Here is a 26,976-nt window from a genome sequence, read left to right on the forward strand (position 1 = left end):
GGGAACCTAGGGCGACCGTGAAGCCCGCGCAAGGAGTGACAACATGGATCTTGATACCCGTGAGTGGCAGCGGCGCGATGCCAGCCACCATTTGCACCCCTTTACCGATCACCAGCAGCTACGGGATAAGGGGGCACGCATCATCACCCGTGGTGAGGGGGTCTATCTCATCGACTCGGAGGGGCGGCGCATCCTCGACGGCATGGCCGGCCTGTGGTGCGTCAACATGGGTTATGGCTGCGAGGAGCTGATCGCAGCGGCCGAACGGCAGATGCGTGAGCTGCCCTACTACAATCTCTTCTTCCAGACTGCCCACCCGCCGGCCATCGAGTTGGCTAGCCTGCTGGCCGAGGTGACTCCGCCAGGATTTAACCAGGTGTTTTTCACCGGTTCAGGTTCGGAGTGTAATGATACGGTATTACGTATGGTGCGCCATTACTGGGCCTGTCAGGGGAAGCCGGAGCGCCAGGTGATCATCAGCCGCCGCAACGCCTATCACGGCTCGACGGTGGCGGGGGCCAGTCTCGGCGGCATGCGGGGCATGCACGAGCAGGGCTCGCTGCCGATCCCTGGGATCGTTCACATCGACCAGCCCTACCACTTTGGCGAGGGGCAGGGGATGAGCCCGCACGAGTTCGGACTGGCGCGGGCGCGCCAGCTCGAGCAGAAGCTCCTTGAGCTGGGGCCGGACAAGGTGGCGGCTTTCATCGGTGAGCCGATCCAGGGAGCCGGCGGGGTCATCATCCCGCCCGAGAGTTACTGGCCCGAGGTGCAGCGCATCTGCGATCACTACGGCATTTTGTTGATTGCCGATGAGGTGATCTGTGGCTTCGGTCGTACCGGGTCATGGTTTGGCTGCGACACCTTCGGCATTCGCCCCGATTTCATGTGTCTGGCCAAGGGGATCACCTCGGGATATGTGCCACTGGGGGCCGTCATGGTGAGCGACCGGGTAGCGGGGGTGATCGAGCGTGGCGGCGAGTTCGCCCATGGCTTCACCTATTCAGGTCATCCGGTCTCTTGCGCCGTAGCGATCGCTAACATTCGCCTTATGCAAAAAGAGAGCATAGTTAAGCGAGTACATGATAGAATCGCGCCTTATCTCCAGCGCCGCTGGGCAGAGCTCTCCGCCCTGCCGATCGTCGGGGAAACCCGGGGCAAAGGCATGGTGGCCGCACTGGAGATAGTACAGGACAAACACAGCAAAACCCGCTTCCCGGCCACGGCCCATGCCGGTCTGACCTGTCGCGAGTTCTGTTTTGACAATGGCTTGGTGATGCGAGCGGTCGGCGATACGATGATCATATCGCCCCCGTTGGTGATCACCGAGACGGAGGTGGATAACCTGGTTGACCTGGCTAGACGGAGTCTGGAGCTGACCGCCGAACGGCTGCTCGTTTGACGCTCTAGATCGGTGACCTTATGCAACTGTAAGGAGACAAGGATGATGTCTTTTAACAAGGGTGTACTTGCCGTCTGCGTGGCGTCCGCCATGCTGGCTGGAAATGCGGTGGCGGCCGACAAGGTGCTGCATGTCTACAACTGGTCCGACTATATTGCGCCGGATACCATCGAAAAGTTCGAGAAAGAGACCGGTATCAAGGTCGTCTACGACGTGTTCGACAGCAACGAAGTGCTGGAAGCCAAGTTGCTGGCCGGTAAATCGGGCTATGACGTCGTGGTTCCCTCCAACCCCTTCCTGGCCAAGCAGATCAAGGCGGGCGTCTTCCAGAAGCTGGACAAGTCCAAGCTGCCGAACTGGAAGAACCTCGACACCGATCTGCTCAAGGCGCTGGAGCCGAGCGATCCGGGTAACCAGTACTCCTTCCCCTACATGTGGGGCACCATAGGTTACGCCTACAACGTCGATAAGGTGAAGGCGGCCCTGGGTGACCAGGCTCCGGTCGATTCCTGGGATCTGGTGTTCAAGCCGGAGAACATCGCCAAGCTCAAGGAGTGTGGTGTCTCCTTCCTCGACTCTCCGACCGAGATCCTGCCGTCTGCCCTGCACTACCTGGGTCTGCCGAACGACTCCCAGAAGCCGGCTGATCTGAAGAAGGCTGAGGAGCTGTTCCTCGCCATCCGCCCCTACGTGACCTATTTCCACTCCTCCAAGTACATCGGTGACCTGGCCAACGGCAACATCTGTGTGGCGGTCGGCTACTCCGGTGATTTGCAGCAGTCCAAGTCCCGTGCCGTCGAGGCGAAGAATGGGGTGAACATCGTCTACTCCATTCCGAAGGAGGGGGCGGGCAGCTTCTTTGACATGATCGCCATTCCGGCCGATGCCAAGAACGTTGACGAGGCCTATGCCTTCCTCAACTTCCTGATGAAGCCCGATATCATGGCCGAGATCACCAACGCCGTGCAGTTCCCGAACGGCAACAAGGCCGCCACCCCGCTGGTGGATGAGGCCATCCGCACCGATCCGGGCATCTACCCGACCCCGGATACCCTCAAGAAGATCTACACCTTCCCGGATCTGCCGGCCAAGGTGCAGCGGACCATGACCCGCAGCTGGACCAAGATCAAGTCTGGTAAGTAAGCCGTATCGCCCCCTCTCTCGGGAGGGGGCTCGCCGGAGCGTGATGGGGACCACCCAAGATACGAGGATGGATCTGTGAACAAGACTCTGTTGAGCATTGCTCTGGGGATGGCCATGGGCGCATCGTGCGCACAGGCCGCCCCTACCGTGCACATCTACAACTGGTCGGACTATATCGGTGAACAGACGCTGGCCCAGTTCCAGCAGGCCACCGGTATCCGGCCCGTGTATGACGTGTTTGACTCCAACGAGACTCTTGAGGGCAAGTTGTTGACCGGTAACACCGGTTATGACGTGGTCGTTCCCTCCAACAACTTCCTGGCCAAACAGATCAAGGCGGGGGCGTTCCAGAAGCTGGATCGCCGTCTGCTGCCGAACTGGAACCACCTCGATCCGCTGCTGATGCAGCAGTTGCAGGAGGCCGATCCGGGCAACCTGTATGCCGTGCCCTACCTATGGGGCACCAACGGCATCGGTTACAACATCGACAAGGTGAAGGCGGTGCTGGGGGTCGAGCGTATCGACTCGTGGCGTGTCCTGTTCGAGCCGGAAAACCTCAAGAAGCTGCATAGCTGCGGCGTGGCGTTTCTCGACTCGGCGGACGAGATGATCCCGGCCATGCTCAACTACCTTGGCAAGGACCCCAACAGTGGCGATCCGGCCGATATTCGGGCGGCGGAGGCGCGCTTCATGGTGCTGCGCCCCTATGTCACCTATTTCCACTCCTCCAAGTTCATCGGCGATCTGGCCAATGGCGACGTCTGCGTGGCGGCTGGTTTTTCCGGTGACGTGTTGCAGGCGGCTGCCAGGGCCGAGGAGGCGGGCAAGGGGATCGACATCGCGTATGTGATCCCGAAGGAGGGGGGCAACCTCTGGTTCGACATGATGGCCATCCCGGCCGGCGCGAAGAACGTCAACGAGGCCCACGCCTTCATCAACTACCTGCTCGACCCCAAGGTGATCGCCGAGGTGAGCGACTACGTTGGCTATGCCAACCCCAACCCGGCAGCGCGGGCCTTCATGAGCCCCGAGCTGACCAACAACGAGTCGGTTTACCCGCCTCAGGCAGTGCTGAACCGGCTGTATATCCAGAAGGAGCGTACGGCCCAGGTGCAGCGCCTGCTGACCCGTAGCTGGACCAAGATCAAGTCCGGCAAGTGAAGAAGCCGCGGGCGGCCCTCTGGGTTCGTCCAGATTGGATGCAACGGCACGGCCGCAAGGGGCGGTGTGCATTATTAGGAGTGTGGTAATGGCAATAGCCTCCAGTGCCTACAAGAAAGCCCTAGAAGGAAGCCAGCAGCGCAAAGAGGTGCTGGTCAAGATCGATCGGGTGAGTAAGCAGTTCGACGAGACTCTGGCGGTGGACAACGTCTCTTTGAATATCAACAAGGGCGAGATCTTTGCCCTGCTCGGCGGCTCCGGCTCCGGCAAGTCGACCCTGCTGCGCATGCTGGCCGGGTTCGAGCGCCCGACCGAGGGGCGTATCTTCCTCGACGGGGTGGATATTACCGACATGCCTCCCTACGAGCGGCCGATCAACATGATGTTCCAGTCTTACGCCCTGTTCCCGCACATGACGGTGGCTCAGAACATCGCCTTCGGCCTCAAGCAAGACAGTCTGCCCAAGGCCGAGATCGACGCCCGGGTCGAAGAGATGCTCAAACTGGTGCAGATGACCCAGTATGCCCGTCGCAAGCCGCACCAGCTCTCCGGTGGCCAGCGCCAGCGGGTGGCCCTGGCCCGTTCCCTGGCCAAGCGCCCCAAGCTGCTGCTGCTGGACGAGCCGATGGGGGCCCTCGATAAGAAGCTGCGCTCCCAGATGCAGCTCGAGCTGGTTGAGATCATCGAGCGGGTCGGGGTGACCTGCGTCATGGTGACCCACGATCAGGAAGAGGCCATGACCATGGCCGAGCGCATCGCCATCATGCACTTAGGCTGCATCGAACAGATCGGTAGCCCGATGGACATCTACGAGACCCCGGTCAGCCGTCTGGTGTGCGAGTTCATCGGCAACGTCAACCTGTTTGACGGCATGCTGGTGGAGGATGAGCAGGACCACGCCACCATCGCCTGCGCCGATCTGGAGCAGCCCATCTACGTGGGTCACGGCATCAGCTCGCGTGCCGAGAACAAGAAGGTGACCTATGCCCTGCGTCCTGAGAAGCTGCTGATGAGCCTGCAAAAGCCGGTGGAGATCGAGCACCCGGACTTCAACTGGACCAAGGGTGAGGTCTATGACATCGCCTACCTGGGCGGCCACTCTGTCTATTACATCCAACTGCCCTCGGGCAAGATTGTTCAGGCTTTCATCGCCAACGCCGAACGCCACGGCAAGCGGCCCACCTGGGATGATCAGGTGTTCCTGTACTGGGAAGATGACAGCGGCGTGGTACTGCAATCATGAAACGTCGGTTGAAGTTGGCAATCGGGCAGCGCTTCGTCATCGCCGTCCCCTTCTTCTGGCTGTTCCTGTTCTTCCTGCTGCCGTTCATCATGGTGCTGAAGATCAGCTTCGCCGAAGCGGACGTGGCGATCCCGCCCTACACGGATGTGGTGACCTGGGCTGACAGCCAGCTCACCATACTGCTCAATCTCGGCAACTACCTGCTGCTCGATGAGGATGAGCTCTATCTGGCGGCCTATCTCGGCTCGCTCAAGATGGCGTGCGTCAGCACCCTGCTCTGTCTGCTGATCGGCTACCCCATGGCCTATGCCATCTCCAAGGCCGACAAGCACATGCAGACCGTCTACCTGCTGCTCATCATGATGCCGACCTGGACCGCCATCCTGATCCGGGTCTATGCGTGGATGGGCATTCTCAGCAACAACGGCCTGCTCAACAGCCTGTTGATGGGGGTGGGTCTCATCGACCAGCCGTTGCAGATCCTCAACACCAACACGGCGGTGTATATCGGTATCGTTTACTCCTACCTGCCGTTCATGGTGTTGCCGCTTTACGCCAACCTGGCCAAGCACGATCAGAGCCTGCTTGAGGCGGCCTCGGATCTGGGGGCGCGCAACTTGACCCGTTTCTGGCAGATCACTGTGCCCCTCTCCAAGAACGGCATCATCGCCGGCTGCATGCTGGTGTTCATTCCGGTGGTTGGGGAGTTTGTGATCCCTGAGCTGCTCGGCGGCCCCGAGACCCTGATGATTGGCCGGGTGCTGTGGCAGGAGTTCTTCAACAACCGCGACTGGCCGGTGGCCTCGGCGCTGGCGGTGGTGATGCTGGTGGTTCTCCTCATCCCCATCATTCTGTTCAACCGTAACCAGGCCAAGGAACTGGAGGGCAAGGCATGAGACAGCACAACTTCTCGCGCATCATGTTGTGGCTCGGGCTTGGCTTTATCTACCTGCCCATGGTCATCATGGTGATCTACTCCTTCAACGCCTCCAAGCTGGTGACGGTGTGGGGCGGCTGGTCGGTGAAGTGGTACTTCAGCCTGCTCGATAACAGCCAGCTCATCAACGCTGTGCTGCGTTCGCTGGAGATCGCCCTCTACACGGCGATCGCCGCGGTGGCGCTCGGTACCCTGGCGGCTTTCGTGCTGACCCGCATCCCGCACTTTCGCGGCCGAACCCTGTTCGGCGGCATGGTGACGGCGCCACTGGTCATGCCCGAGGTGATCACCGGTCTGTCGCTGTTGCTGCTGTTCGTGGCCATGGCCCAGCTGGTGGGGTGGCCTGCCGAACGCGGCATGCTGACCATCTGGATCGCCCACACCACCTTCTGTACCGCCTATGTGGCGATCGTGGTGTCGGCGCGCCTGCGCGAGCTGGATCTCTCCATCGAGGAGGCCGCCATGGACTTGGGTGCGCGCCCGTGGAAGGTGTTCTTTCTCATCACCATCCCGATGATCGCCCCCTCGCTGGCTGCGGGCGGCATGATGGCGTTTGCCCTCTCCCTCGATGATCTGGTGCTGGCCAGCTTCGTGGCGGGCCCTGGCTCCACCACGCTGCCGATGGAGATCTTCTCGGCGGTGCGCCTCGGGGTGAAACCCGAGATCAACGCCGTGGCTAGTCTGATCCTGCTGTCGGTCTCCCTGTTCACCTTCGTGGCATGGTACTCCATGGCTAAGGCTGAGCGGCGGCGCAAGAGCGAGATCGCCCAGATGCAGCAGATGCAGGCGGTGGTCGACGCCCAGTGATGATAAAATCCGCATTCTCTCGTCAATCAGGAGGATGAGAATGCGGATTTCCCTCTTTGCCGGTTCAACGCGTGAACTGGCTCCCCAGCTCCTCTCTGCCATCGATAAGCAACCCGCCTCTCAACCCCTCTGGTGCGGCCTCTTTGGGCTGCAGGGGGACGAACAGGCCGAACGGCGCCACCATGGTGGGCCGGAGCGGGCGTTGCACCACTACCCAGCCGATCATTACCCCTTCTGGCGCAGCTGGCAGCGCAGCCTGGGACTGGCGGACCCCGTCACCCCATGGCAGCCGGCGGCGTTTGGCGAGAATCTGTCGACCCTGGGCATGAGTGAGGGGCAGGTGCATATCGGCGATGTGTTCCGCCTTGGCGAGGCGCTGGTGCAAGTGAGTCAGCCGCGCTCCCCCTGCTTCAAGCTCAATGCCTGCTTCGGTTATCCCGGTTTCGCCGTGCTGCTACAGGCCAGCGGCCGCTGTGGCTGGCTGCTGCGGGTGCTGGAGGAGGGGTGGGTGGCGCCGGATGCCGAGCTGACCCTGATCGATCGCGCCCACAACCTGAGCGTGCGGCGCTGCGCCGACATCCTGTTCAATCAGGAGCGGGTCGAGGCCGATCTGCGCCTGCTGGCGGAGCTGCCGGTTCTCTCTCCCAACTGGCGGCAGCATGCTCGTGACTGGCTGGAGCGGGGCGAACCGGGTGACTGGCGCCGCCGTCTGCTCGGGCCGGAAGGCATTCCTGCCTGAAAAACCAGCGTTGTGACGGCGGGATGAGCAAATGGCGGCTTTTTACTAAAAAAAGTGAAAAAAGCCTTGTCATGTTACGGGGGTTTAGGTAAATTCTCGCCCCGTCGACATCGGTGTGTAGCGCAGCTTGGTAGCGCACTTCGTTCGGGACGAAGGGGTCGGAGGTTCGAATCCTCTCACACCGACCAAATCGGAAAAGGCCGCTCAATGAGCGGCCTTTTTGTATTGTGCGCTTGCCAGGATTCTCGGCGGTGCTAGCCTGCCTCTGCCTCTGCCTCTGCCTCTGCCTCTGCCTCTGCCTCTGCCTCTGCCTCTGCCTCTGCCTCTGCCTCTGCCTCTGCCTCTGCCTCTGCCTTCCGGTGTCGCGCAGGCGCACAAAAGAAAACGCCGCTCTTTCGAGCGGCGTTTTTTATCTTCTCGCAGCCAATCAGCTCAGGCGCGAGGGGTACACCTTCTTCAGGGATTCCGGTGCCAGCACCTCGATGTGGCCATCGATATTGTGCAGCCAGCTGAGAAACTCGGGGGTGTCGGCCACCTCGGTCTCGACGACGACGCTGCGCTTGTCGTAGCGGGTCATGCGCTGGTTACGGCCCGGGATCTCGCTCTCTTGCAGCGCGCGGCTGTTGGTGTCGATCCGGCCCACGAAGCGGATGGTGCTCTGACCATCTTCCTGATAACCGTGCTCGCGCACCATCTTCTGGATGTTGAAATCCTTCGGCTGGGTGGTGCTGTGGTTGGTCAGCTCGAGCTCACGAATGTGCTCGAACGGGATGCCATAGACCTTGGGGTCCAGCTCGGAGAGGGTGCACAGCAGCACCGGGCCCTCTTCCTGGTTCAGGATGCCGAGCGGGTTGATGAGATCGTAACGCAGCCAGACGGTGCGCTCCTTGATCACCCGTTGCACGTCGGCGCTGAACTTGCGGCCACGCCACAGGGCGTCACGGATCAGGGTGCTGCGGCGGATGTCCGGGTTACCGGCGAACGGGCGCGGCGACTGGTGTACGCTCTCGAGCCAGCGACGGGCCGGTTCACTCTGGCTGTCGCGGATCACCTGGCTGGCCTTGTCGACCAGCGGGTTCAGTTCGGTCAATACGCTGGCCGGGAGCAACTGGCTGGCTTGGTCGCTCCAGGTCTTCAGTGCTACCGCCAGGGAGAGCGGCATGATGTTGGCAAAGTCGCTTAGGCCATTGCGTTCGAAGCACCAGCCGTGCGGCTTGCTGCGCTCGTCAGAGGTCAGATCGAAGAGGCCCATGCCGGACATCTCTTCCAGATCGCGCTGGACAGTGCGCAGGCTGACGCGGATTCCCTCTTCCTCAAGCTTGGCCTGCAGTTGGCTGGCGGTCAGCTTGTAGGGGCGGTGCGGGATGCAGCGTGCCAGGGTCAGTTGTCTTAACAGCTTCTTACTCATGATGCATGCCTTTGCGGATTGGCTATGAGTATATCCTAGACAGCTTATGCGACAGGTATTGTCGCATTTTTTGCTGCGACAAGTGTCGCCATTTACATACAAAAAACCTCAACGTATTGAAATTACAGTGTTTTGTGCAATAACAAAGGCCCCAATAGGGGCCGTGTAAGCTTCTGTCGCAGTGGATTTACTTGCTCATCCCCCCTGTTCAGGGGGCGAAGGGACTCAATAACCCCAGGATAACGGGCTCTTGGTGACGGCGGCGCCAGCCATGTAGGCGAACAGCGCCAGCGCGATCACGCCAAACAGCAGGCGCATGCCCTTCGTGCGCCCTTTCAGCGCCATTACCCCGCAGCCCACATAGCCGACCAGGGCGATCAGCTTGGCCAGCAGCCAGGGTTGTGTGCCAGGGGAGAAGTGCAGCAGCAGAGCCAGCCATACCCCGGCCACCAGCAGCAAGGTGTCGTTGACGTGGGGCAGAACCTTCAGCCATTTGCGCTGCAAGCTGGGGCTCTGTGCCAGCGCGAGACGCCAGCGATAGAGAAACAACAGCAGGCTGATAAGGGCCAGCAACATGTGCAGGTGTTTGAGCAGGGGGTAGTAGGCGATCATCGTGCATCCTTGGGCAGAGCGTCATCCTGAGGCGCGGTGTCCCAGTTGTAGGACTGGATGCGCCCCTGTTCTTCCTCGTCATCTTGCAGCAAGTCGGCCAGGATGTCGCGGTATTGCAGGCTCTTGTTGATGTAGGTGTGTTCGTCGTCGAGATACTGGGTCTGCTCGCGCAGTAGCCGGTTATCGTGGCGCTTGAAGGTCTGGCCGGCGCGCCATGCCTGGTTGGCGCGAAACCCGAGTTCAACCAGCACCTCGACGCCGAGATCGACCGCCGAGCCGAGGGTTTCCCGGAACACGTGCTCGACCCCTTGGCGCAGCAGTTCGTGGGCACTCGGGCGATCCTGGGCTCGCGTCAGGATCTTGAGGTGCGGGAAGTGCTTGCGCACCGTCTCTATGATGCTGAGGGTGGTGGCGGGATCGTTGACCGCGACCACCAGCAGCTTGGCCTGATGGGCCCCGGCCGCATGCAGCAGATCGAGACGGGAGGCGTCACCATAGAAGACCCGGTATCCGAACTTGCGCAGCATCTCGATCTGGCTGGGGTCCTGCTCCAGTACCGTGGTGCCGATACCGTGGCCGTGCAGCAGACGACCGACGATCTGGCCGAAGCGGCCGAAGCCGGCGATCAGCACCGGGTTATTGGCTGACTCCGGATTGGTGTGTTCCGTCATGGTGTCCGGCTGATAGTCAAAGCGCGGCTGGATCAGCTTGTCGTTGAGGATGAGCAGCAGCGGGCTCAGCGCCATCGACAGGGTGACCACCAGGGTGAGCAGGCTGGTGGTCTCGGTACTGAGTACCCGGGTTTGACCGGCGAACGAGAACAGCACGAAGGCAAATTCACCGCCCTGAGCCAGCGCCAGGGCGAAGGTCCAGTTCTGGCTCGGGCTCATGCGCAGCACCTTGCCAAGGCCCATCAACACCAGCCACTTGACCACCATCAGCCCGATCACCAGGGCCGGGATCAAGAGCGGGTGCTCGGCAAATAGGCGAAAGTCGATGCCGGCACCGACCGACATGAAGAAGAGACCGAGCAGCAGCCCCTTGAACGGCTCGATGTCCGATTCGAGCTCGTGGCGGTATTCACTGTCGGCCAGTACGACGCCGGCTAGGAAGGAGCCGAGCGCGGGGGAGAGGCCGACCGACTCCATCAGCACCGCGATCCCCACCACCAGCAGCAGGGCGGCGGCGACGAAGATCTCGCGCATGTGGGCCTCAGCGATGGCGCGGAAGATGGGGCGCATCAGGTAGCGCCCCCCCAGCACGATGCCGCTGATGGCGGCGGCCACCAGCGCCCCCTGTTGCCAGCCACTCAGGCCGCTGCTCTCACCTATGGTGGTGGGTTGCAGTGCCAGCAGGGGCAGCAGCGCCAGGATCGGGATCACCGCGATATCTTGCAGCAGCAGCACGGCAAAGGCGCTGCGGCCGCTTTCGTTCTGCATCAGGCGGCGCTCCTGCAAGCTCTGCAGGGCGATCGCGGTGGAGGAGAGCGCCAGAATGAGGCCGATGGCCAAGCTCTCCTGCCAAGGCAGTGAGGCGGCCCAACCGATACCGGTCAGCACCAGGGTGGTCAGGATCATCTGCAGGCCGCCGGTGCCGAGAATGGGCCCCTTGAGCTGCCATAGCAGGGTCGGCTGGAGTTCGAGGCCGACCAAAAACAGCATCAGCACCACGCCGAACTCGGCAAAGTGCATCACCTCTTTCTGATCGCCCACCATGCCGAGCAGGTAGGGGCCGATGATGATGCCGGCCAACAGATAACCGAGTACGGAGCCGAGACCGAAGCGCTTGGCGAGCGGGACGGCGATGACGGCGGCGCCGAGATAGATGAGGGCGTCTTGCAATATGCCGGATTCCATCAGAGGTTCTCCAAGGCGTCACGCAGATAGGTGTGGGAAGAGAGCGACTCCACGGTCAGTTGCTCGTCGCGCAGTGCCGCGAGCAGTTGGCGATACTCCTGGCCGCAGCGTAGCAGGGCTGTCGGGTCACTGATCTTGTGGAAGGCATGCAACACGAAGGGAGGCAGCCAGTGCATGCCACACAGACGGGCGGTCTGCTGGAACGGCAGCAGGAAGTCGATGAGGGGGCGCTGGTTATCCCCTTCGGTGCTGTACGATTCCGGTGCGCCGCCCGTGGTGATGGCCGACAGCCACAGCTTGCCGCGCAGCGTATCGCCCTCGTTGCCATAGGCGTAACCATATTCGAGCACCAGATCGAGCCACTCCTTGAGGATGGCGGGGCTGGAGTACCAGTAGAAGGGGTGTTGGAACACCACCATGTCATGCTCGGCGAGCAGCGCTTGCTCGCGCTTCACGTCGATGAGTTGGTCGGGGTAGCTTTGATAGAGGTCATGCAGGGTGACTCCTTCCAGTCCCTGAATGGCGTGCAGCAAGCTGCGGTTGGCGTGCGACTTTTGCAGCGCCGGATGGGCGAACAGCACCAGAATGCGTTTCATGTGTGACTCGGGGATGGCCGATATGAGGCCTCATTCTCGCGGTTGCAGGGTCTGCTCGTCCAGTCCCGCTTGACCCTACCCCGGGGGGCAGGGTTAGCATGCTCACTCATCCCATGCAGAGAAAAACGATGCTGCCGATTGCCGCCCTTCGCCGTGCCCGGTTCTGGATACCCATGTGGTGTCTGCTGCTGGTGTGCATGTCGTTTGGTGCCAGGGCGGCCACCGATCTCTGCACCTTCACCGATCACTGTGGCCGCATCGAGCGCTCGCTCGAGAAGGCGATGCCGTGCGGTAGCTTCACCACCATGCTTGGTATGGCCTGTATCGCCGAGGTGGCGCTTGGCGTCGCTCCGCTGGAGGCCGACGTTCCCCATTTTCCCGAGCCGGATCTACATATCCCCGCTGCCCCTTGTGAGCGGCTGGAGCGGCCTCCCCGCCTCCTCCTGGTCTGAATTTTCCGCCCCTTACCGGGGTGATCCCATTCTTGCCATCATGAGGAGAACACCATGATTCCAGGTTCACGCCTGCTGGCGGTGCTTGCCGCCTTTACTGCCTTCTCGGCCCTGGCGGCCGGCCCCATGACTGTCTACAAGTCGAAATACTGTGGCTGTTGTGAGGGCTGGATCAAGCACATGCAAGCCAACGGTTTCGAGCTGAAGGTGGTGGAAACCGAGGAGCTTGGCGCCATCAAAGAGCGTAACGGCATTCGCCCCGAGCTTTCCTCGTGCCACACGGCCGAGATCGATGGCTATGTGGTCGAAGGGCATGTGCCGGCCGCCGATGTTCGGTTGCTGCTGGAACAGAAGCCGGCCATCCGTGGCTTGACCATTCCCGGTATGCCCCAGAGTGCGCCCGGTATGGACATTCCTGGCCACCCCTATGAGGTGCTGAGCCTGGACCAGGAGGGCAAGACCACGCGTTGGTCGGCCTATCCGGGCTGACCGGCAGCCTGCCTGGCTGGCTCCCTATCCCATGTGAGGCACACCTGGCAGACGCTGGGCCGCCAAGCAGGCAGACCGCCACCCCCGGGTGGCGGTTTTTTTGCTTAAAACAGGGGGGGAACCTTGCCCGAGAAGGGATTCGGGGGCAGATTGGTGCCGCCAGGAGTGGATGTGGCTTCGGTCACGTCGACACGAAGAGAAGATCGCCAAGGATGCGATATGCAAATGAAACCCCATTGGTTGCTCTGGCTGGTGCTTGCCGCCGGAGTGGCCCACGCTGCAAGTGAGAGCCCCATGACCCAGCCCCCCCAGGCCACCCGACAGCCGCACCTCCTCAAGAACCACGGCGATGAGCGCATCGATAATTACTACTGGTTGCGGGATGACAAACGACAGGATCCGGCCGTGCTCGATTACCTCAAGGCCGAGAACCGTTATACCGAGGCCATGCTGGCGCCGTCCAAGGCGCTGCGTGACCAGCTCTATGCCGAGATGGTGGCGCGCATTCCCCAGCAGGATGAGTCCGTGCCTTACGTCAAGAACGGCTACCGCTATCAGACTCGTTTCGAGCCGGGTAAAGAGTACGCCATCTATTTGCGCCAACCGGTCGATGGCAAGGACAAGTCGCAACTGCTGCTAGATGGCAACCAGCGTGCCGAGGGGCATGACTATTACGCCACCGGTGCCCTCGAGGTGAGCCGCGACAACCGGCTGCTGGCGGTGAGCGAGGATGTGGTCTCCCGTCGCCAGTACGATGTGCGTTTCCTCGATATCGACAGTGGTCAGTGGCTGCCGGATCGTATCGAGAACACCTCGGGCAATATCGTCTGGGCCACCGACAGCAAGACGCTGTTCTATGTGCGCAAGCACCCGCAGACCCTGCTGCCCTACCAGGTTTACCGCCATGTGCTCGGCACCGACCCGGCCAAGGATCAGCTGGTCTACGAGGAGCAGGATGACACCTTTTACGTCAGCCTCTACGCCACCACCTCGGAGGAGTTCATCGTCATCAGCCTCTCCAGTACCACCACGGGCGAGGCGCGGCTGATCGATGCCAACCATCCCGAGCAGAGCCCCAAGGTGTTCCTGCCGCGCCGGGTCAATCACGAGTACGGCATCGACCACTACCGTGGCAACTTCTATGTGCGCTCCAACAAGGACGGCAAGAACTTCGGTCTGTACGAGACCCGGGAGGGGGCTGAGGCGCATTGGAAGAGCGTGGTGGCGCCGCGCCCTGATACCCTGCTCGAGAGCTATGTGCTGCTGCGCGACTGGCTGGTGGTGGAGGAGCGTGAGGGCGGGCTGACCCGGTTGCGGCAGATCCGCTGGCAAGATGGCGAGCAGAAGGAGATCGCCTTCGACGACCCCACCTACGTCACTTGGCTCGGGTACAACCCGGAGCCCGACACCGATCGGCTGCGCTACGGCTACTCGTCGCTCACCACGCCGAGCTCCACCTACGAGGTCAACCTCGACAGCGGCCAGCGCACCCTGCTCAAGCAGCAGCCGGTGGCGGGTTTCAAGAGCGAGGATTATGCCAGCGCCCGGCTTTGGGTGACCGCCCGTGATGGGGTCAAGGTGCCGGTCTCGCTGGTGTGGCGCAAGGACAAGTTCAAGCAGGATGGCCGTAACCCCTTGCTGGTCTATGGCTACGGCTCTTACGGTGCCAGCATGGACCCGGATTTTGGCAGCGCCCGCCTGAGCCTGCTCGATCGCGGTTTCGTCTACGCCATCGCCCACATCCGGGGTGGCGAGGAGCTGGGCCGCGATTGGTACGAACAGGGCAAACTGCTGCACAAGCAGAACAGCTTCAACGACTTCATTGACGTGACCCGCGCGCTGACGGCGCAGCAATACGGAGCGCCCGATCAGGTCTATGCCATGGGGGGCAGTGCCGGTGGTCTGCTGATGGGGGCGGTGATCAACCAGGCGCCCGATCTCTATCGCGGCGTGGTGGCCCAGGTGCCCTTCGTCGATGTGGTGACCACCATGCTCGACGAGTCTATCCCGCTCACCACGGGCGAATACGACGAGTGGGGCAACCCCAATGAGAAGGCCTACTACGACTACATGAAGTCCTACAGCCCTTACGATCAGGTCAAGGCGCAGGCCTACCCGAACCTGCTGGTGACGACCGGTCTGCACGACTCCCAGGTGCAATACTGGGAGCCGGCCAAGTGGGTCGCCAAGCTGCGTGAACTCAAGATCGATCATAACCTGCTGCTGCTTCACACCGACATGGAGTCGGGCCACGGCGGCAAGTCGGGGCGCTTCAAGGCCTATGAGGACATCGCCCTCGAGTTTGCCTTCCTGCTGCAACTGGCCCAGCCGCTGAAGGCGGGCTAAGGCCCCATGAAAAAGAGCGCCACGAGGCGCTCTTTTTTTATCCTTGCGGCCGCATCAGACGGCGGCGGTGAGCTGGATCTCGACCTTGAAGTCGTCGTGGGCGAGGCGGGCCTGCACGCAGCAGCGTACCGGGGCGCTGCCGGCTGGCAGCCAGGCATCCCACAGCTCGTTGAAGGCGGCGATGTCACCGATCTCTTTGAGATAGATGGTGGCCATCAGGATCTTGTCGACCCCGGAGCCGTGCGTCTCCAGTAGGCGGGTCAGGCTCTCCAGCACCTCGCGGGTCTGGGTCTGGAGGTCGGCTTCCAGCGTGGCGGGCACTTCCACCACATAGAGGGTGCCGTTGTGGATGACAAGGTCGGACCAGCGGGCCGTGGTGCCGATGCGGGTGATCGGTGACATGGACATTTCCTTGCGATTACAGACCCTTGCGGATCAGGTAGCGATAGGGGGCGGCTTCAATCTCACTGGCCACCAGGGTGTGGTCCATGAAGCGGCAGAAGCTTGGGATGTCACGGGTGGTCGACGGATCGTCGGCATGCACCAGCAGGGTTTCCCCCTCGGCCATGGTGCGCACCCTCTTACGCACCATCATGACCGGCTCCGGGCAACGCAGCCCGACGGCGTCCAGTTCATGGGTAGCACTGCAGAACAAATCACTCATTTCGTTTCAAACCCCTAACCAATTCGGCTGGCAATAATAGCTCCGACTAAAAAATAAGCAAAGAATGAACTCGCTTCCCAGCAGATGAAACCGAATTGCCGGGAACGCCTTTCCTGACGGAGGCCCATGGGTAATATAAAAAATGACCCATATTCAACAGGGAGGTATGAATATGATCCAGTCCTACGACCGGCTGAAGGTCTATGCCGCCATGGGTTTTCTCTCGCTGGCCATGATCGTGCTTGGCAACCCGATTGGCAATTCCGGCACCTGGTTTGGTGCCATGGTGATGATCGGGCTGGGGCTGTGGATTGAGCTCAGCGATTACTATGATGAGGATGAAGAGGAACAGGATTGATGGCGTGAAGGCGGGCCGGGTGCCCGCCTTCGTCATTGTCGCTCAGGCGTGGGTCAGCTCGGCGGCATGCAGGAAGAAGCGTAACTCTCCCTTGACCCGGCGGATGGCAGCCAGATGACGATCTTGCAGGTAGATCTCCTGCTCTTGGTCTAGGTGGCGCGGAGTGACGCCCAGGCTGTGCAGATACTCCTCAAACAACACCTCGCCCTTAATTTCGATGAGTCTGTGTTCCATGACCCTTATTCTCCTTGTGAAGCACGTGGACAAAAAGCATAGACGCTCAGCGCCATGCTCGCCTGTTACATTCATCAGTTCACAAGGTCGTTGCCACCCTCACTGCTGCCTAGCGTGAAAGGCGGGCGGTATCCCAGAAGGCTCGCACCAGCGGGTCTTCCAGTCGCTTCTTGAGCACGGCGATGCCGACATCAAATGGCTTGAGCGCCGGCTTGGGCTCGACGATGCGGATCTTGTCCCCCATCGGGCTGTGGTCGAGCACCGCCTCGGGCACCAGCCCCACCCCGCAACCGAGCGCCACCATGGCGACGATCCCCTCGTTGCCCGCCACTTCGGCGTAGAGGTTGGGGGCGATCCCCTTGTTACGCAGCCACTGCTCGCAGCGTTTTCGCGCCAGCCCCTGCTCCGAAAGGATCAACGGCAGCCGCTCCCAGTTGGGTTCGCCGCCAGGGAACCACTGGGCCAGTTGCGGCCCGCTGCGCGGGGCGATGAACACCAGCGGTACCTGGCGCAGGCTGGCGAACTCCAGCTTGGCCGGCAGGGCATCCGGGCGGGCGGCGATGGCCAGATCGGTCTCGTCGGCCAGCAGCCGGTCGACCGCCAGCGCCGGGTCGCCGGTTTCCAGCTTGATCTCGAGCTGAGGATGGCGGCGGCGAAAGCGTTCGAGCAACTCGGGCAGCAGGAAATAGCTGGCGGTCACCGAGCAGTAGACCCGCAGCCGTCCTTGCAGCGGTTCGTCGCTGCGGCGCAGCTCCTGACGCAGATGGCGCCACTCCTGCACCAGTGTGCCGCCGAATTCGCGCAGCTTCTCGCCGGCCGGGGTGAGGCGCACGCTGCGGTTATCCCGCTCGAACAGGGTGCAGCCGGTCTCCTGCTCCAGGCGCTGGATGGCCCGGCTCAGGGTGGAGGGGCTGACCGCCATGGCGTCGGCAGTCTTGCCGAAGTGCAGGCTGTCGGCGAGGTGCAAAAACAGCTCGAGGTGACGTAGATCCATATTTCATTATCCGCAACGTGATGTTTCGAATATATCAGTTACGGCAATACCTGTCCCGCGCTATAGTGGTTCGACATTGCGCCGCATTGCGGCATGGAATCAACCGAATGGAGCAATCACCATGGCCAACTATTTCAACACCCTGAACCTGCGTCAGCAGCTGGCCCAGCTGGGCAAGTGCCGTTTCATGAAGCGCGAGGAGTTCGCCGACGGCTGCGAAGTGCTCAAGGGCAAGAAGGTGGTGATCGTCGGCTGTGGTGCCCAGGGTCTGAACCAGGGTCTGAACATGCGCGACTCCGGGCTGGATATCTCCTATGCCCTGCGCCAGGCCGCCATCACCGAGAAGCGTGCCTCCTGGCAGAAGGCCACCGATAACGGCTTCAAGGTCGGCACCTATGAAGAGCTGATCCCGACCGCCGATCTGGTGCTGAACCTGACTCCGGACAAGCAGCACTCCGACGTGGTGAAGACCGTCATGCCGCTGATGAAGCAGGGTGCCGCCCTGGGTTACTCCCACGGTTTCAACGTGGTTGAGGAAGGCCAGCAGATCCGTGCCGACATCACCGTCGTCATGGTTGCCCCCAAGTGCCCCGGCACCGAGGTGCGCGAAGAGTACAAGCGTGGGTTCGGTGTGCCAACCCTGATCGCCGTCCACCCGGAGAACGATCCCAAGGGTGAAGGCATGGCGATTGCCAAGGCGTGGGCCTCTGCCACTGGCGGCGACCGTGCTGGCGTGCTGGAGTCCTCCTTCGTGGCCGAGGTGAAGTCTGACCTGATGGGTGAGCAGACCATCCTGTGCGGCATGCTGCAGGCCGGTTCCCTGCTTTGCTACGACAAGCTGGTGGCCGAGGGCACCGACCCCGGTTACGCCGGCAAGCTGATCCAGTTCGGTTGGGAGACCATCACCGAAGCCCTCAAGCAGGGTGGTATCACCAACATGATGGATCGACTCTCCAACCCGGCCAAGCTGCGCGCCTTCGAGCTTTCCGAGCAGCTGCGCGTGCTGATGCGCCCGCTGTTTGAGAAGCACATGGACGACATCATCGCCGGTGAGTTCTCCCGTGGCATGATGGCTGACTGGGCTGAGGACGACATCAAGCTGCACACCTGGCGCGAAGAGACCGGCAAGTCCGCCTTCGAAAATGCCCCGGCGTTCGACGGCAAGATTGCCGAGCAGGAGTACTTCGACAATGGTCTGGTCATGGTGGCCATGGTCAAGGCGGGGGTCGAGCTGGCGTTCGAAACCATGGTGGCCTCCGGCATCTATGAAGAGTCCGCCTACTACGAGTCGCTGCACGAGCTGCCGCTGATCGCCAACACCGTTGCTCGTAAGCGCCTGTATGAGATGAACGTGGTCATCTCCGATACCGCCGAGTACGGTAACTACCTGTTCGCCAACGCCGCCGTACCGCTGCTGCGCGAGCACTTCATGCCGACCCTGCAGGCGGGCGATCTGGGCCAGCCGGCCACCAGCGGTAACGCGGTCGATAACGCCGCCCTGATCCGCGCCAACGAGGCGATCCGCAACCACCCGATCGAAGCCATCGGCCAGGTGCTGCGCGGCTACATGAAGGACATGAAGCGTATCTCCGTCGGCGGTTAAGTGCTGCTGACAATCCATGACCAAGAGGGAGCCCAGGCTCCCTCTTGTCGTTGTTGCCGGCCGGTCGGAGCAAGACAGGCGTTCCATCTTGGACTACCCTGACGCTCTTTCTTCCTCAGGAGTCTTTCGATGCGGCTCGATCCGTTTACCCTGATCCTGGTCACCGTGGTGGTGATCGCCTCCCTCTTTCCCTGCGAGGGGGCCTGGGCCGAGGGGTTTGCCCAGCTCACCAAGGCGGCCATCGCCCTGCTCTTTTTCATGCACGGAGCCAAGCTCTCGCGCCAGGCCATCTTCGCCGGGATGGGCCACTGGCGCCTGCATCTGCTGGTGATGGGCAGCACCTTTGTGCTGTTCCCCCTGCTCGGCCTACTGCTACGCCCCTTCGTGCCGGCCTGGATCAGCCCCGAGATCTACCTGGGCTTCCTCTATCTGTGCGCCCTGCCGGCCACGGTGCAGTCGGCTATCGCGTTTACCTCCATGGCCGGTGGCAACGTGGCCGCTGCCGTGTGCAGCGCCTCGGCCTCCAGCATCCTCGGTGTCTTTCTCTCGCCGATCCTGGTCGGGGTACTCATCAATGTGCAGGGAGAGGACACCGAAACCTGGCAGGCGATCCAGTCGATCTTGCTGCAACTGATGCTCCCCTTCGTGGCTGGCCACCTTGCGCGCCCCCTCATCGGTGGCTGGGTCGACCGGCACCGTCCCCTCATCAGTAAGGTCGACCAGAGTTCGATCCTGCTGGTGGTCTACGTCGCCTTCAGCGAGGCGGTGGTGGAGGGGATCTGGCACAAGGTGGGTTGGGACGACCTGCTCTCGATCCTGCTGGTGAGCTGCGTGCTGCTGGCGCTGGTCATCGTCATCAACATGCAGGCGGCGCGCCGGCTCGGTTTCTCCCGTGAAGACGAGATCACCATCGTCTTCTGCGGTTCGAAGAAGAGCCTCGCCAACGGCGTGCCCATGGCCAACGTGCTGTTCCCGGCGGCCTCGGTCGGCATCATGTTGCTGCCACTGATGCTGTTCCACCAGCTGCAACTGATGGTGTGCGCCGCCCTGGCGCGCCGCTATCAACAACAGGCCCAGCAGCAGACCGCTTGACCTTCCCACTGTGGGAAGGTTTAGGGTGAGGCCAAAGTGGGAGGAGTGTCATGATAGCGAGACGGTTGCCAACGAGCCTGATTGCCCGGCTGATGCTGGTGCTGATGCTCGCCTGCAATCTGACCCTCTGTCTTGCCGCTTACACCATCCAGGCCGCCCAACCGGTGGCGGCCAGCTGCCACGGTGCGGCGATGGCCGATGAAGATGGCCAGGGCATGCAGGGCGACTGCCCCATGCCCTCCGGGGTCTCCGGTGCCTTGAGCCAACTCACCGGTGGCCTGCCCTCGCTGCTGCTGTTGCCTTTGTTGCTGTGTCTCTCCCTGTTTGCACCGCCCCTGCTCGGGGGCGCTGTGCTGCGGCTGCGCCGCGGCCGGGCCCGCGGGGCCCCCCCTCCCTCCTGGCCCAGGCGCCATCTCGAGTTCTGCATCCTGCGCAATTGAGTTCTCCCTTGCCCCGTTAACGGCCGGCAAGTTGCCGGCATGTCTTCGTGTCTGTGCAAGAGAGTCTCTATGTCATCGCAATCATTTGGTCCCCTCAGGGGACTCCTGCTGCTCGCCGCCCTGGCTGGCAGCGCCGCTGCCGGCTATTGGCTGGCGGGTGGCCGCGCCCCGGCGCCGGCCGAGAAACAGCCCCTCTATTGGGTCAATCCGATGGACCCTTCCGACAAGCGGCCGGGGCCGGCCAAGGACTCCATGGGGATGGATTTTCTCCCCGTCTATGAGGAGAAAAAGGAGGGCTCCCCCGGTACTGTCACCATCAGCCCCGAGATCCAGCAGAACATGGGGGTGCGTCTGGCCGAGGTGACTCTGTCTCCTTGGCGGCAGCGCATCGAGACCGTGGGTTATGTGGGCTATGACGAGGAGCGCCTCGAGACGGTAACCCCGCGCATGGGGGGCTGGATCCGCCGCCTGCACGTCAAGAGCGAGGGGCAGCCGGTCAAGGCCGGGCAACCTCTGTTCGATCTCTATTCGCCGGATCTGGTCAACGCCCAGAAGGAGTTCCTGCTAGCCCTGAGCAGCGGCAACCCGGCCATCGAGCGTGCCGCCGAGGGCAAGCTGCGCGCCCTGTCGATCCCAGCCGGTCAGATCAACGAGCTCAAGCGTACCCGCCAAGTGCAGCAGACCATCCGCATTCCGGCCGCGCGCGGCGGTTATCTGGTCGATCTCAAGGTGCGTGAAGGGCAGTACGTGGAGCCGGCCGATCCGCTCTTCTCCATCGCCTCGCTCGGCGAGGTGTGGGTGAGCGCCGAGCTGTTCGAGCGTCAGGCCGGCGCCGTGCAGGTGGGCATGCCCGCCACCATGACCCTGGACTACGATCCCGGCCGCCACTGGCCCGGCCGGGTTGACTACCTCTACCCGACCCTGGATGCCGCCACCCGCACCCTCAAGGTGCGGCTGCGCTTTGCCAACCCGGATGGTCAGCTCAGGCCCAACATGTTCGCCAAGATCAGCCTGGAGCGGGAGCTGCCCCCTGTGTTGCAGGTGCCGGCCGAGGCGGTGATCCGCACCGGCCGTCAGGATCGGGTGGTGCTGGCGCTTGGCGACGGCCGCTTCAAGTCGGTGGCGGTGCGCTTGGGGGCGCGCGACGGCGAGCGTCAGGCGATCCTCGAGGGGGTCGAGGCGGGCGACAAGGTGGTCAGCTCGGCCCAGTTCCTCATCGATTCCGAATCGAGCCTCAGCTCTGATTTCCAGCGCATGACCGCATTTCGCCCTGTTGCGGTATGGAGCGAGGGCACGGTGACCGCGCTCGATGGCGATCGGGTGACCCTCTCCCACCAGGCGGTGCCCGAGTGGCAGTGGCCGGCGATGGAGATGGAGTTTGGCCTCGGTGAGGGGGTGGATGCCGGCGCCCTCAAGGTGGGCACCCACCTGCACTTCGAGATGCGCCAACAGGGAGAGGATTATCAGGTGACCGCCATTCATGTGATGGATGACGCCGCCCCGGCTGCCGACAACCACGGGGGGCACTGAGCATGATCACCGCCATTCTTCGCTGGTCGCTCGGCAACCGCTTCCTGGTGTTGCTGGTGACCGTGCTGGTCACTGCCTGGGGCATCTGGTCGGTGCGCCAGACCCCGGTCGACGCCCTGCCGGATCTCTCAGACGTACAGGTGATCATCAAGACCAGCTACCCGGGGCAGGCGCCCCAGGTGGTCGAGGATCAGGTCACCTACCCGCTCACCACGGCCCTGCTCTCGGTGCCGGGGGCCACCACGGTGCGCGGTTACTCTTTTTTTGGTGACTCCTTCGTCTATGTGCTGTTCGACGACAAGACCGATCTCTACTGGGCCCGCGCCCGGGTGCTGGAGTATTTAAGCCAGGTGGCCTCGCGCCTGCCGGCCGAGGCCAAGCCCGAGCTTGGCCCCGACGCCACCGGGGTGGGCTGGGTCTATCAGTACGCCCTGACCGACAAGAGCGGCCAGCACGATCTGGCCCAGCTCACCTCGCTGCAAAACTGGTTTTTGAAATACGAGCTGCAAACCGTGCCCGGGGTGGCCGAGGTGGCGACCGTGGGCGGCATGGTCAAGCAGTATCAGGTGCGGGTCGACCCGGACAAGCTGCGCGCCTACGGGGTGCCGCTGTCGCTGATCAAGAGCGCCATCGAGATGGGCAATCAGGAGACAGGCGCCTCTGTCATCGAGATGGCCGAGGCCGAGTACATGGTGCGCGCCAGCGGTTATCTCAAGGGGGTGGAGGATCTGCGCCAGATCCCGCTCGGTACCCGGGTGCGCGGCACGCCGCTCACCTTGGGCGACGTGGCCGAGGTGGCCACCGGCCCGCAGATGCGGCGCGGCGTGGCTGAGCTGAACGGCGAGGGGGAGGTGGTCGGCGGCATCATCGTCATGCGCTATGGCGAGAACGCCCAGCGCACCATAGACGGGGTCAAGGCGCGGCTGGCCGAGCTCAAATCCAGCCTGCCCAAGGGGGTGGAGCTGGTCACCGTCTATGACCGCTCCGATCTCATCGCGCGCGCCATCGACAACCTCTCCGGCAAGCTGGTGGAGGAGTTCGCCGTGGTGGTGCTGGTGTGCTTGGCGTTCCTCTTTCACCTGCGCTCGTCGCTGGTGGTGGTGGTGGTGGTGAGCCTGCCGATCGCCATCCTGGTCGCCTTCATCGTCATGCACCTGCAAGGGATCAACGCCAACATCATGTCGCTCGGCGGTATCGCCATCGCCATCGGCGCCATGGTGGACGGCGCCATTGTGATGATCGAGAACGTGCACAAGCACATGGAGCGCGAGACGCTCACCGAGCAGAACCGCTGGCAGGTGATCCTGACGGCCAGCGCCGAAGTGGGGCCGGCCATCTTCTTCTCGCTGCTCATCATCACCATGAGCTTCCTGCCGGTGTTCACCCTGGAGGCTCAGGAGGGGCGCATGTTTGCCCCGCTCGCCTACACCAAGACCTACGCCATGGCGGCGGCCGCCGGCCTCTCCATCACGCTGGTGCCGGTGCTGATGGGCTACTTCATCCGTGGCCGGGTGCTACCCGAGCAGGCCAACCCCCTCAACCGCGCCATGACCCACGGCTACCTGCCGCTGCTGCGCGCCGTGCTGGCCTGGCCCAAGACCACCTTGGCGCTGGCGCTGGCGGTCACGATTGCCGGCCTCTATCCCTTGCAGCATCTGGGCTCTGAGTTCGTGCCGACCCTCGATGAGGGGGATCTGCTGTACATGCCCACCACCTACGCCAACCTCTCGGTGGGCAAGGCGCGCGAGCTGCTGCAACAGACCGACAAGCTGATCCGCACCGTGCCCGAGGTGCAGAACGTGTTCGGTAAAGCGGGGCGCGCCGAGAGCGCCACCGATCCGGCCGATCTGGTGATGTTCGAGACCGCGGTGCAACTCAAGCCGCGCGACCAATGGCGCCCCGGCATGACCCCCGAGAAGCTGCGTGAGGAGCTCGACTCGCTGATCCGCTTCCCCGGCCTGACCAACGCCTGGGTGCCTCCCATCAAGACTCGCATCGACATGCTGGCCACCGGCATTAAGACCCCGGTCGGCATCAAGATCGCCGGCCCCGATCTCAAGCAGATAGAGCAGATTGGCCGCGAGGTCGAGCGCATCCTCAAGGCGGTGCCGGGGCTCTCGTCGGTTTACGCCGAACGGGTGGCCGGTGGGCGCTACGTCAAGGTGGATATCGATCGCGCCCGCGCCGCCCGCTATGGCCTCAACGTGGCCGACGTGCAAGAGGTGCTGGCGCTGGCGGTGGGCGGCATGGAGGTGGGGCAGACCATAGAGGGGCGCGAGCGTTACCCCATCAACCTGCGCTACCCACAGGATTACCGCGACTCGCCCGAGGCGCTGGCCCTGCTGCCCCTGGTGACGCCGGAGGGGGAACGCATTGCGCTCGGCGACGTGGCGCGGGTCTATCTCTCCGACGAGGCCCCCATGCTGCGCAGCGAGAACGCTCGCCTCAACGGCTGGGTCTATGTGGACATCGACGGGCGCGACATCGGCTCGTTCGTGGCCGAGGCGCGCGCCAAGGTGGAGCAAGAGCTCAAGCTCGCCCCCGGCTACGCCCTCACCTGGTCCGGGCAGTACGAATACATGGAGCGGGCCAAGGCGCGCCTCGCCTACGTGGTGCCGCTCACCCTCGGCATTATCGTGCTGCTGCTCTATCTGGCGTTTCGCCGCATGAGCGAGGTGCTGATCATCCTCGGCTCCCTGCCGCTGGCCGTGGTGGGGGGGATCTGGGCGGTGTGGCTGCTCGGCTTCAACCTCTCGGTCGGGGTCGGGGTGGGCTTCATCGCCCTGGCCGGGGTGGCGGTGGAGACCGGCGTCTTGATGCTGGTTTACCTCAACCACGCCTGGGAGGCCCTGTGCGCGCGGCAGCGCCCGGATCGGAGCGGCCTGCACGACGCCGTCATCGAGGGGGCGGCCCTGCGCCTGCGCCCCAAGATGATGACGGTGGTGACCATCATCGTCGGCCTGCTCCCCATCATGTGGAGCCACGGCAGCGGCTCTGAGGTGATGCAGCGCATCGCCGCCCCCATGATCGGCGGCATGGTGAGCGCCCTGGTGCTGACCCTGCTGGTGTTGCCGGCCATCTACTTCCTGTGGCGCGGCCGTGGGCTGCCCGCAACCTCTGACCCGAAGGAGAAACAGTCATGACTCGTAATCTGCTCTGGCCGCTGCTGGCGGCCACCTTGACCCTGAACACCCAGGCCGCCGAGATGGACGGCATGAATCACCAAGCGATGAACCACCAGGCCATGCCCGCCATGGATCACGCCGCCATGAGTGAGCCGGCGAGCGGCGAGGTGCGCAAGATTGAGGGCAACAAGGTGACCCTCAAGCACGGTCCCCTCAAGGCGCTCGGCATGCCCGGCATGACCATGACCTTCGAGGCCGCCGATCCGGCCGAACTAACCGGCCTTAAGGTGGGGGACAAGGTGCACTTCACCCCCCGCTCAGAAGGGGGCAAGCTGGTGGCGGTGGGGATCAGTAAATCCTGAGATAAAGCAAAGGGGGCCACGGCCCCCTTTCTTTTTCCCTCTGCGTTGCCAAGAGCGCTCTTGGCCTGCCGGAGGGGGTATCCGCCCTTGGAGGCAAGCCGCGCTGTGCATTGCTGCATAGACAATGATGCGGTGCTTAATTTATTGATCTTGCTCGTAAAATAAACACGTCATCCTTCCTTCCCTCGTTGCGCTCGCTAAGATAGTCGTTTGAAGACCACACCTCGGAGCCCGGGATGCACCATGCCAGAGCCGTGTTAGTAAAAAGCGGCAAACCAGAGGTGGTCAGTCAGGGGCGATAGCTTTGCCGGCGATGGTCAACGCCCTCACTATTTTTCTATACCGTCGTCATGGCTGTACAAAAAGAAGAGGTTAAGCGAATACGCTTAGCCTCAGAGATAGGGATGTAAGTGGTTGATTTAATCTGTTATTTCTATCACCATATAGTGGTTCGTAGCGGAGTTAGATGGAAGGCGGTATTAATGTGTTAGTGCCGCCTTCCATCTAATCACTGTTAGCTGAAATAAGGGAGAATCAGAATGAATCGAAATCCCCCAACAGAAGTGAAGAGAATACTAAGAGAAGAGATTGGATTTGGATGCCCTGTGTCGGGTTGCGGGTTACCATATTTAGAATGGCATCATTTTGATCCTCCCTGGCATGTAACGAATCACCATAATCCTGAAGGAATGATTGCTTTATGCCGCACGCACCATATACAAGCAGATCATGGAGCATTTTCTGTGGAGCAGCTTCATGAGTTAAAGCAATCCGGCAAAGACAATTGGCGGCAAGTGAGCGGTAAATTTAATTGGATGAGAAACCGTCTTTTAGCTGTGGTAGGTGGAAACTTTTACTATGAAACCCCCGTCATTTTCAAATTTAAAGAACAGCCAATTATTTGGTTTGAACGAGACGAAAATAACTACTTACTATTAAATCTTCATATGCTTTCCACTAGCAATGATCCACGTGCTTATATAAAAAATAACGAATGGTATAACGTAGGAGGGGAAGAGGATATTGAGTGTCCGCCGTCAGCTAAAAAATTAAAAATAAAATATCCAAACGGCGATCTGGTTCAGATTGAATTTTTTGAACTTAATAATGTAGACGATGCTGAGAAGCGTTATCCTGATGCCAGAGTCAGAGAATGGCCGATAGAGCTTCCAGTTACTGCCGTTGAAGTCACAAATATTGTTGCCAATTCAGGATTAGAGTTTAATGCGAAAGAAACAAAGTTTGGTAACGGCAATGTTATGAAAAACTGCTTTGCATCCAATTGTGGAGCTGGTCTGGCAATCAGCTAACAAGCGGCTGTGAGGGACTGTATTACGCATGCGCTCCATGCAGCCCCAGAGCCGGGCGTTAGCTGTTCATCAT

26 protein-coding genes and 1 tRNA gene are annotated in these 26,976 nt (G+C 61.9%); 19 read left to right on the forward strand and 8 right to left on the reverse strand.

From position 1 onward, the window contains the following. Positions 1-43 precede the first annotated feature (43 nt). The 8 genes from FE240_RS18175 to FE240_RS18210 all read left to right on the forward strand — a co-directional run bounded on the left by FE240_RS18175 (position 44) and on the right by FE240_RS18210 (position 7,620). Positions 44-1,402 carry an aspartate aminotransferase family protein gene (locus FE240_RS18175; RefSeq protein WP_193002854.1) on the forward strand — a complete coding sequence of 453 codons (1,359 nt, stop codon included), beginning with the start codon at positions 44-46 and terminating at the stop codon, positions 1,400-1,402. 45 nt (positions 1,403-1,447) lie between these two features. Continuing rightward, positions 1,448-2,545, forward strand: a complete 1,098-nt coding sequence (locus FE240_RS18180) for an extracellular solute-binding protein (protein WP_193004600.1) — start codon at positions 1,448-1,450, stop codon at positions 2,543-2,545. Positions 2,546-2,653: 108 nt separating this feature from the next. Continuing rightward, entirely contained in the window at positions 2,654-3,706 is a 1,053-nt protein-coding gene (locus FE240_RS18185) for a polyamine ABC transporter substrate-binding protein (RefSeq protein ID WP_042047724.1), read from the forward strand. 88 nt (positions 3,707-3,794) lie between these two features. Next, entirely contained in the window at positions 3,795-4,949 is a 1,155-nt protein-coding gene (potA, locus tag FE240_RS18190; RefSeq protein WP_042047599.1) for a polyamine ABC transporter ATP-binding protein, read from the forward strand. After that, the gene (locus FE240_RS18195; RefSeq protein ID WP_042047598.1) at positions 4,946-5,845 is read left to right on the forward strand and encodes an ABC transporter permease subunit; all 900 of its coding nucleotides are present in this window, start codon (positions 4,946-4,948) and stop codon (positions 5,843-5,845) included. The genes potA and FE240_RS18195 overlap by 4 nt, the downstream gene beginning before the upstream one ends. Next, a complete protein-coding gene (locus FE240_RS18200; RefSeq protein ID WP_042047597.1) occupies positions 5,842-6,693 on the forward strand; it encodes an ABC transporter permease subunit in 852 nt (283 codons plus the stop codon). Before FE240_RS18195 ends, FE240_RS18200 begins: the two co-directional genes overlap by 4 nt. Before the next feature lie 40 nt (positions 6,694-6,733). Next, positions 6,734-7,432 carry an MOSC domain-containing protein gene (locus FE240_RS18205; protein ID WP_042047596.1) on the forward strand — a complete coding sequence of 233 codons (699 nt, stop codon included), beginning with the start codon at positions 6,734-6,736 and terminating at the stop codon, positions 7,430-7,432. A 111-nt stretch (positions 7,433-7,543) separates the two neighbouring features. Beyond that, positions 7,544-7,620: transfer RNA gene (locus FE240_RS18210), tRNA-Pro, on the forward strand. Positions 7,621-7,859: 239 nt separating this feature from the next. On the opposite strand, the gene FE240_RS18215 is transcribed toward FE240_RS18210, so the two are convergent. The 4 genes from FE240_RS18215 to kefF form a co-directional block, all read right to left on the reverse strand. After that, complete coding sequence (locus tag FE240_RS18215; protein WP_042047595.1) at positions 7,860-8,840, reverse strand: helix-turn-helix transcriptional regulator; 981 nt, start codon at positions 8,838-8,840, stop codon at positions 7,860-7,862. A gap of 225 nt (positions 8,841-9,065) precedes the next feature. Next, positions 9,066-9,452, reverse strand: coding sequence for a SirB2 family protein (locus FE240_RS18220; protein WP_042047594.1), 387 nt, complete (start codon positions 9,450-9,452; stop codon positions 9,066-9,068). Further along, positions 9,449-11,308 carry a glutathione-regulated potassium-efflux system protein KefC gene (gene kefC / locus FE240_RS18225; protein WP_042047592.1) on the reverse strand — a complete coding sequence of 620 codons (1,860 nt, stop codon included), beginning with the start codon at positions 11,306-11,308 and terminating at the stop codon, positions 9,449-9,451. Before kefC ends, FE240_RS18220 begins: the two co-directional genes overlap by 4 nt. Then, positions 11,308-11,904: a glutathione-regulated potassium-efflux system oxidoreductase KefF gene (gene kefF / locus FE240_RS18230; RefSeq protein WP_042047590.1), complete on the reverse strand. Its 597-nt coding sequence runs from the start codon at positions 11,902-11,904 to the stop codon at positions 11,308-11,310. The genes kefC and kefF overlap by 1 nt, the downstream gene beginning before the upstream one ends. A gap of 173 nt (positions 11,905-12,077) precedes the next feature. Between kefF and FE240_RS18235 the strand changes: the two genes are divergently transcribed. From FE240_RS18235 to FE240_RS18245, 3 genes are all read left to right on the forward strand, one after another. Beyond that, positions 12,078-12,356, forward strand: coding sequence for a hypothetical protein (locus FE240_RS18235; RefSeq protein WP_226798903.1), 279 nt, complete (start codon positions 12,078-12,080; stop codon positions 12,354-12,356). Positions 12,357-12,410: 54 nt separating this feature from the next. After that, a complete protein-coding gene (locus tag FE240_RS18240) occupies positions 12,411-12,845 on the forward strand; it encodes a DUF411 domain-containing protein (protein WP_042047589.1) in 435 nt (144 codons plus the stop codon). A gap of 219 nt (positions 12,846-13,064) precedes the next feature. Continuing rightward, a complete protein-coding gene (locus tag FE240_RS18245) occupies positions 13,065-15,191 on the forward strand; it encodes a S9 family peptidase (protein ID WP_193002855.1) in 2,127 nt (708 codons plus the stop codon). 54 nt (positions 15,192-15,245) lie between these two features. On the opposite strand, the gene FE240_RS18250 is transcribed toward FE240_RS18245, so the two are convergent. Together FE240_RS18250 and tusA are read right to left on the reverse strand one after the other, a co-directional pair. Beyond that, on the reverse strand, positions 15,246-15,593 hold the full coding sequence (locus FE240_RS18250) for a RidA family protein (protein ID WP_042047588.1): 348 nt from the start codon (positions 15,591-15,593) through the stop codon (positions 15,246-15,248). A gap of 16 nt (positions 15,594-15,609) precedes the next feature. Continuing rightward, positions 15,610-15,855: a sulfurtransferase TusA gene (tusA, locus tag FE240_RS18255; protein ID WP_042047587.1), complete on the reverse strand. Its 246-nt coding sequence runs from the start codon at positions 15,853-15,855 to the stop codon at positions 15,610-15,612. Positions 15,856-16,027: 172 nt separating this feature from the next. Between tusA and FE240_RS18260 the strand changes: the two genes are divergently transcribed. Then, positions 16,028-16,213 carry a hypothetical protein gene (locus FE240_RS18260; RefSeq protein ID WP_042047586.1) on the forward strand — a complete coding sequence of 62 codons (186 nt, stop codon included), beginning with the start codon at positions 16,028-16,030 and terminating at the stop codon, positions 16,211-16,213. A gap of 42 nt (positions 16,214-16,255) precedes the next feature. Here FE240_RS18260 and FE240_RS18265 read toward each other — a convergent pair whose 3' ends face one another. Next, positions 16,256-16,447 carry a hypothetical protein gene (locus FE240_RS18265; RefSeq protein ID WP_042047584.1) on the reverse strand — a complete coding sequence of 64 codons (192 nt, stop codon included), beginning with the start codon at positions 16,445-16,447 and terminating at the stop codon, positions 16,256-16,258. Positions 16,448-16,556: 109 nt separating this feature from the next. Further along, on the reverse strand, positions 16,557-17,441 hold the full coding sequence (gene ilvY / locus FE240_RS18270) for an HTH-type transcriptional activator IlvY (RefSeq protein WP_042047583.1): 885 nt from the start codon (positions 17,439-17,441) through the stop codon (positions 16,557-16,559). A gap of 121 nt (positions 17,442-17,562) precedes the next feature. On the opposite strand from ilvY, the gene ilvC reads away from it, so the two are divergent. From ilvC to FE240_RS18305, 7 genes are all read left to right on the forward strand, one after another. Next, positions 17,563-19,044 carry a ketol-acid reductoisomerase gene (gene ilvC / locus FE240_RS18275; RefSeq protein WP_042047582.1) on the forward strand — a complete coding sequence of 494 codons (1,482 nt, stop codon included), beginning with the start codon at positions 17,563-17,565 and terminating at the stop codon, positions 19,042-19,044. Positions 19,045-19,173: 129 nt separating this feature from the next. Continuing rightward, the gene (locus FE240_RS18280) at positions 19,174-20,136 is read left to right on the forward strand and encodes a bile acid:sodium symporter family protein (protein ID WP_193002856.1); all 963 of its coding nucleotides are present in this window, start codon (positions 19,174-19,176) and stop codon (positions 20,134-20,136) included. A gap of 50 nt (positions 20,137-20,186) precedes the next feature. Beyond that, positions 20,187-20,576, forward strand: a complete 390-nt coding sequence (locus FE240_RS18285; RefSeq protein ID WP_042047580.1) for a hypothetical protein — start codon at positions 20,187-20,189, stop codon at positions 20,574-20,576. 69 nt (positions 20,577-20,645) lie between these two features. Beyond that, positions 20,646-22,106: an efflux RND transporter periplasmic adaptor subunit gene (locus FE240_RS18290; RefSeq protein WP_042047578.1), complete on the forward strand. Its 1,461-nt coding sequence runs from the start codon at positions 20,646-20,648 to the stop codon at positions 22,104-22,106. A 2-nt stretch (positions 22,107-22,108) separates the two neighbouring features. Next, the gene (locus tag FE240_RS18295; RefSeq protein ID WP_193002857.1) at positions 22,109-25,249 is read left to right on the forward strand and encodes an efflux RND transporter permease subunit; all 3,141 of its coding nucleotides are present in this window, start codon (positions 22,109-22,111) and stop codon (positions 25,247-25,249) included. Then, a complete protein-coding gene (locus FE240_RS18300; protein WP_198133165.1) occupies positions 25,246-25,593 on the forward strand; it encodes a copper-binding protein in 348 nt (115 codons plus the stop codon). Before FE240_RS18295 ends, FE240_RS18300 begins: the two co-directional genes overlap by 4 nt. Before the next feature lie 539 nt (positions 25,594-26,132). Then, entirely contained in the window at positions 26,133-26,903 is a 771-nt protein-coding gene (locus FE240_RS18305; RefSeq protein ID WP_156991734.1) for an HNH endonuclease family protein, read from the forward strand. The last annotated feature ends 73 nt before the right edge of the window (positions 26,904-26,976 follow it).

This window comes from Aeromonas simiae, assembly GCF_014892695.1.
GTDB classification, from domain to species: Bacteria; Pseudomonadota; Gammaproteobacteria; order Enterobacterales; family Aeromonadaceae; genus Aeromonas; species Aeromonas simiae.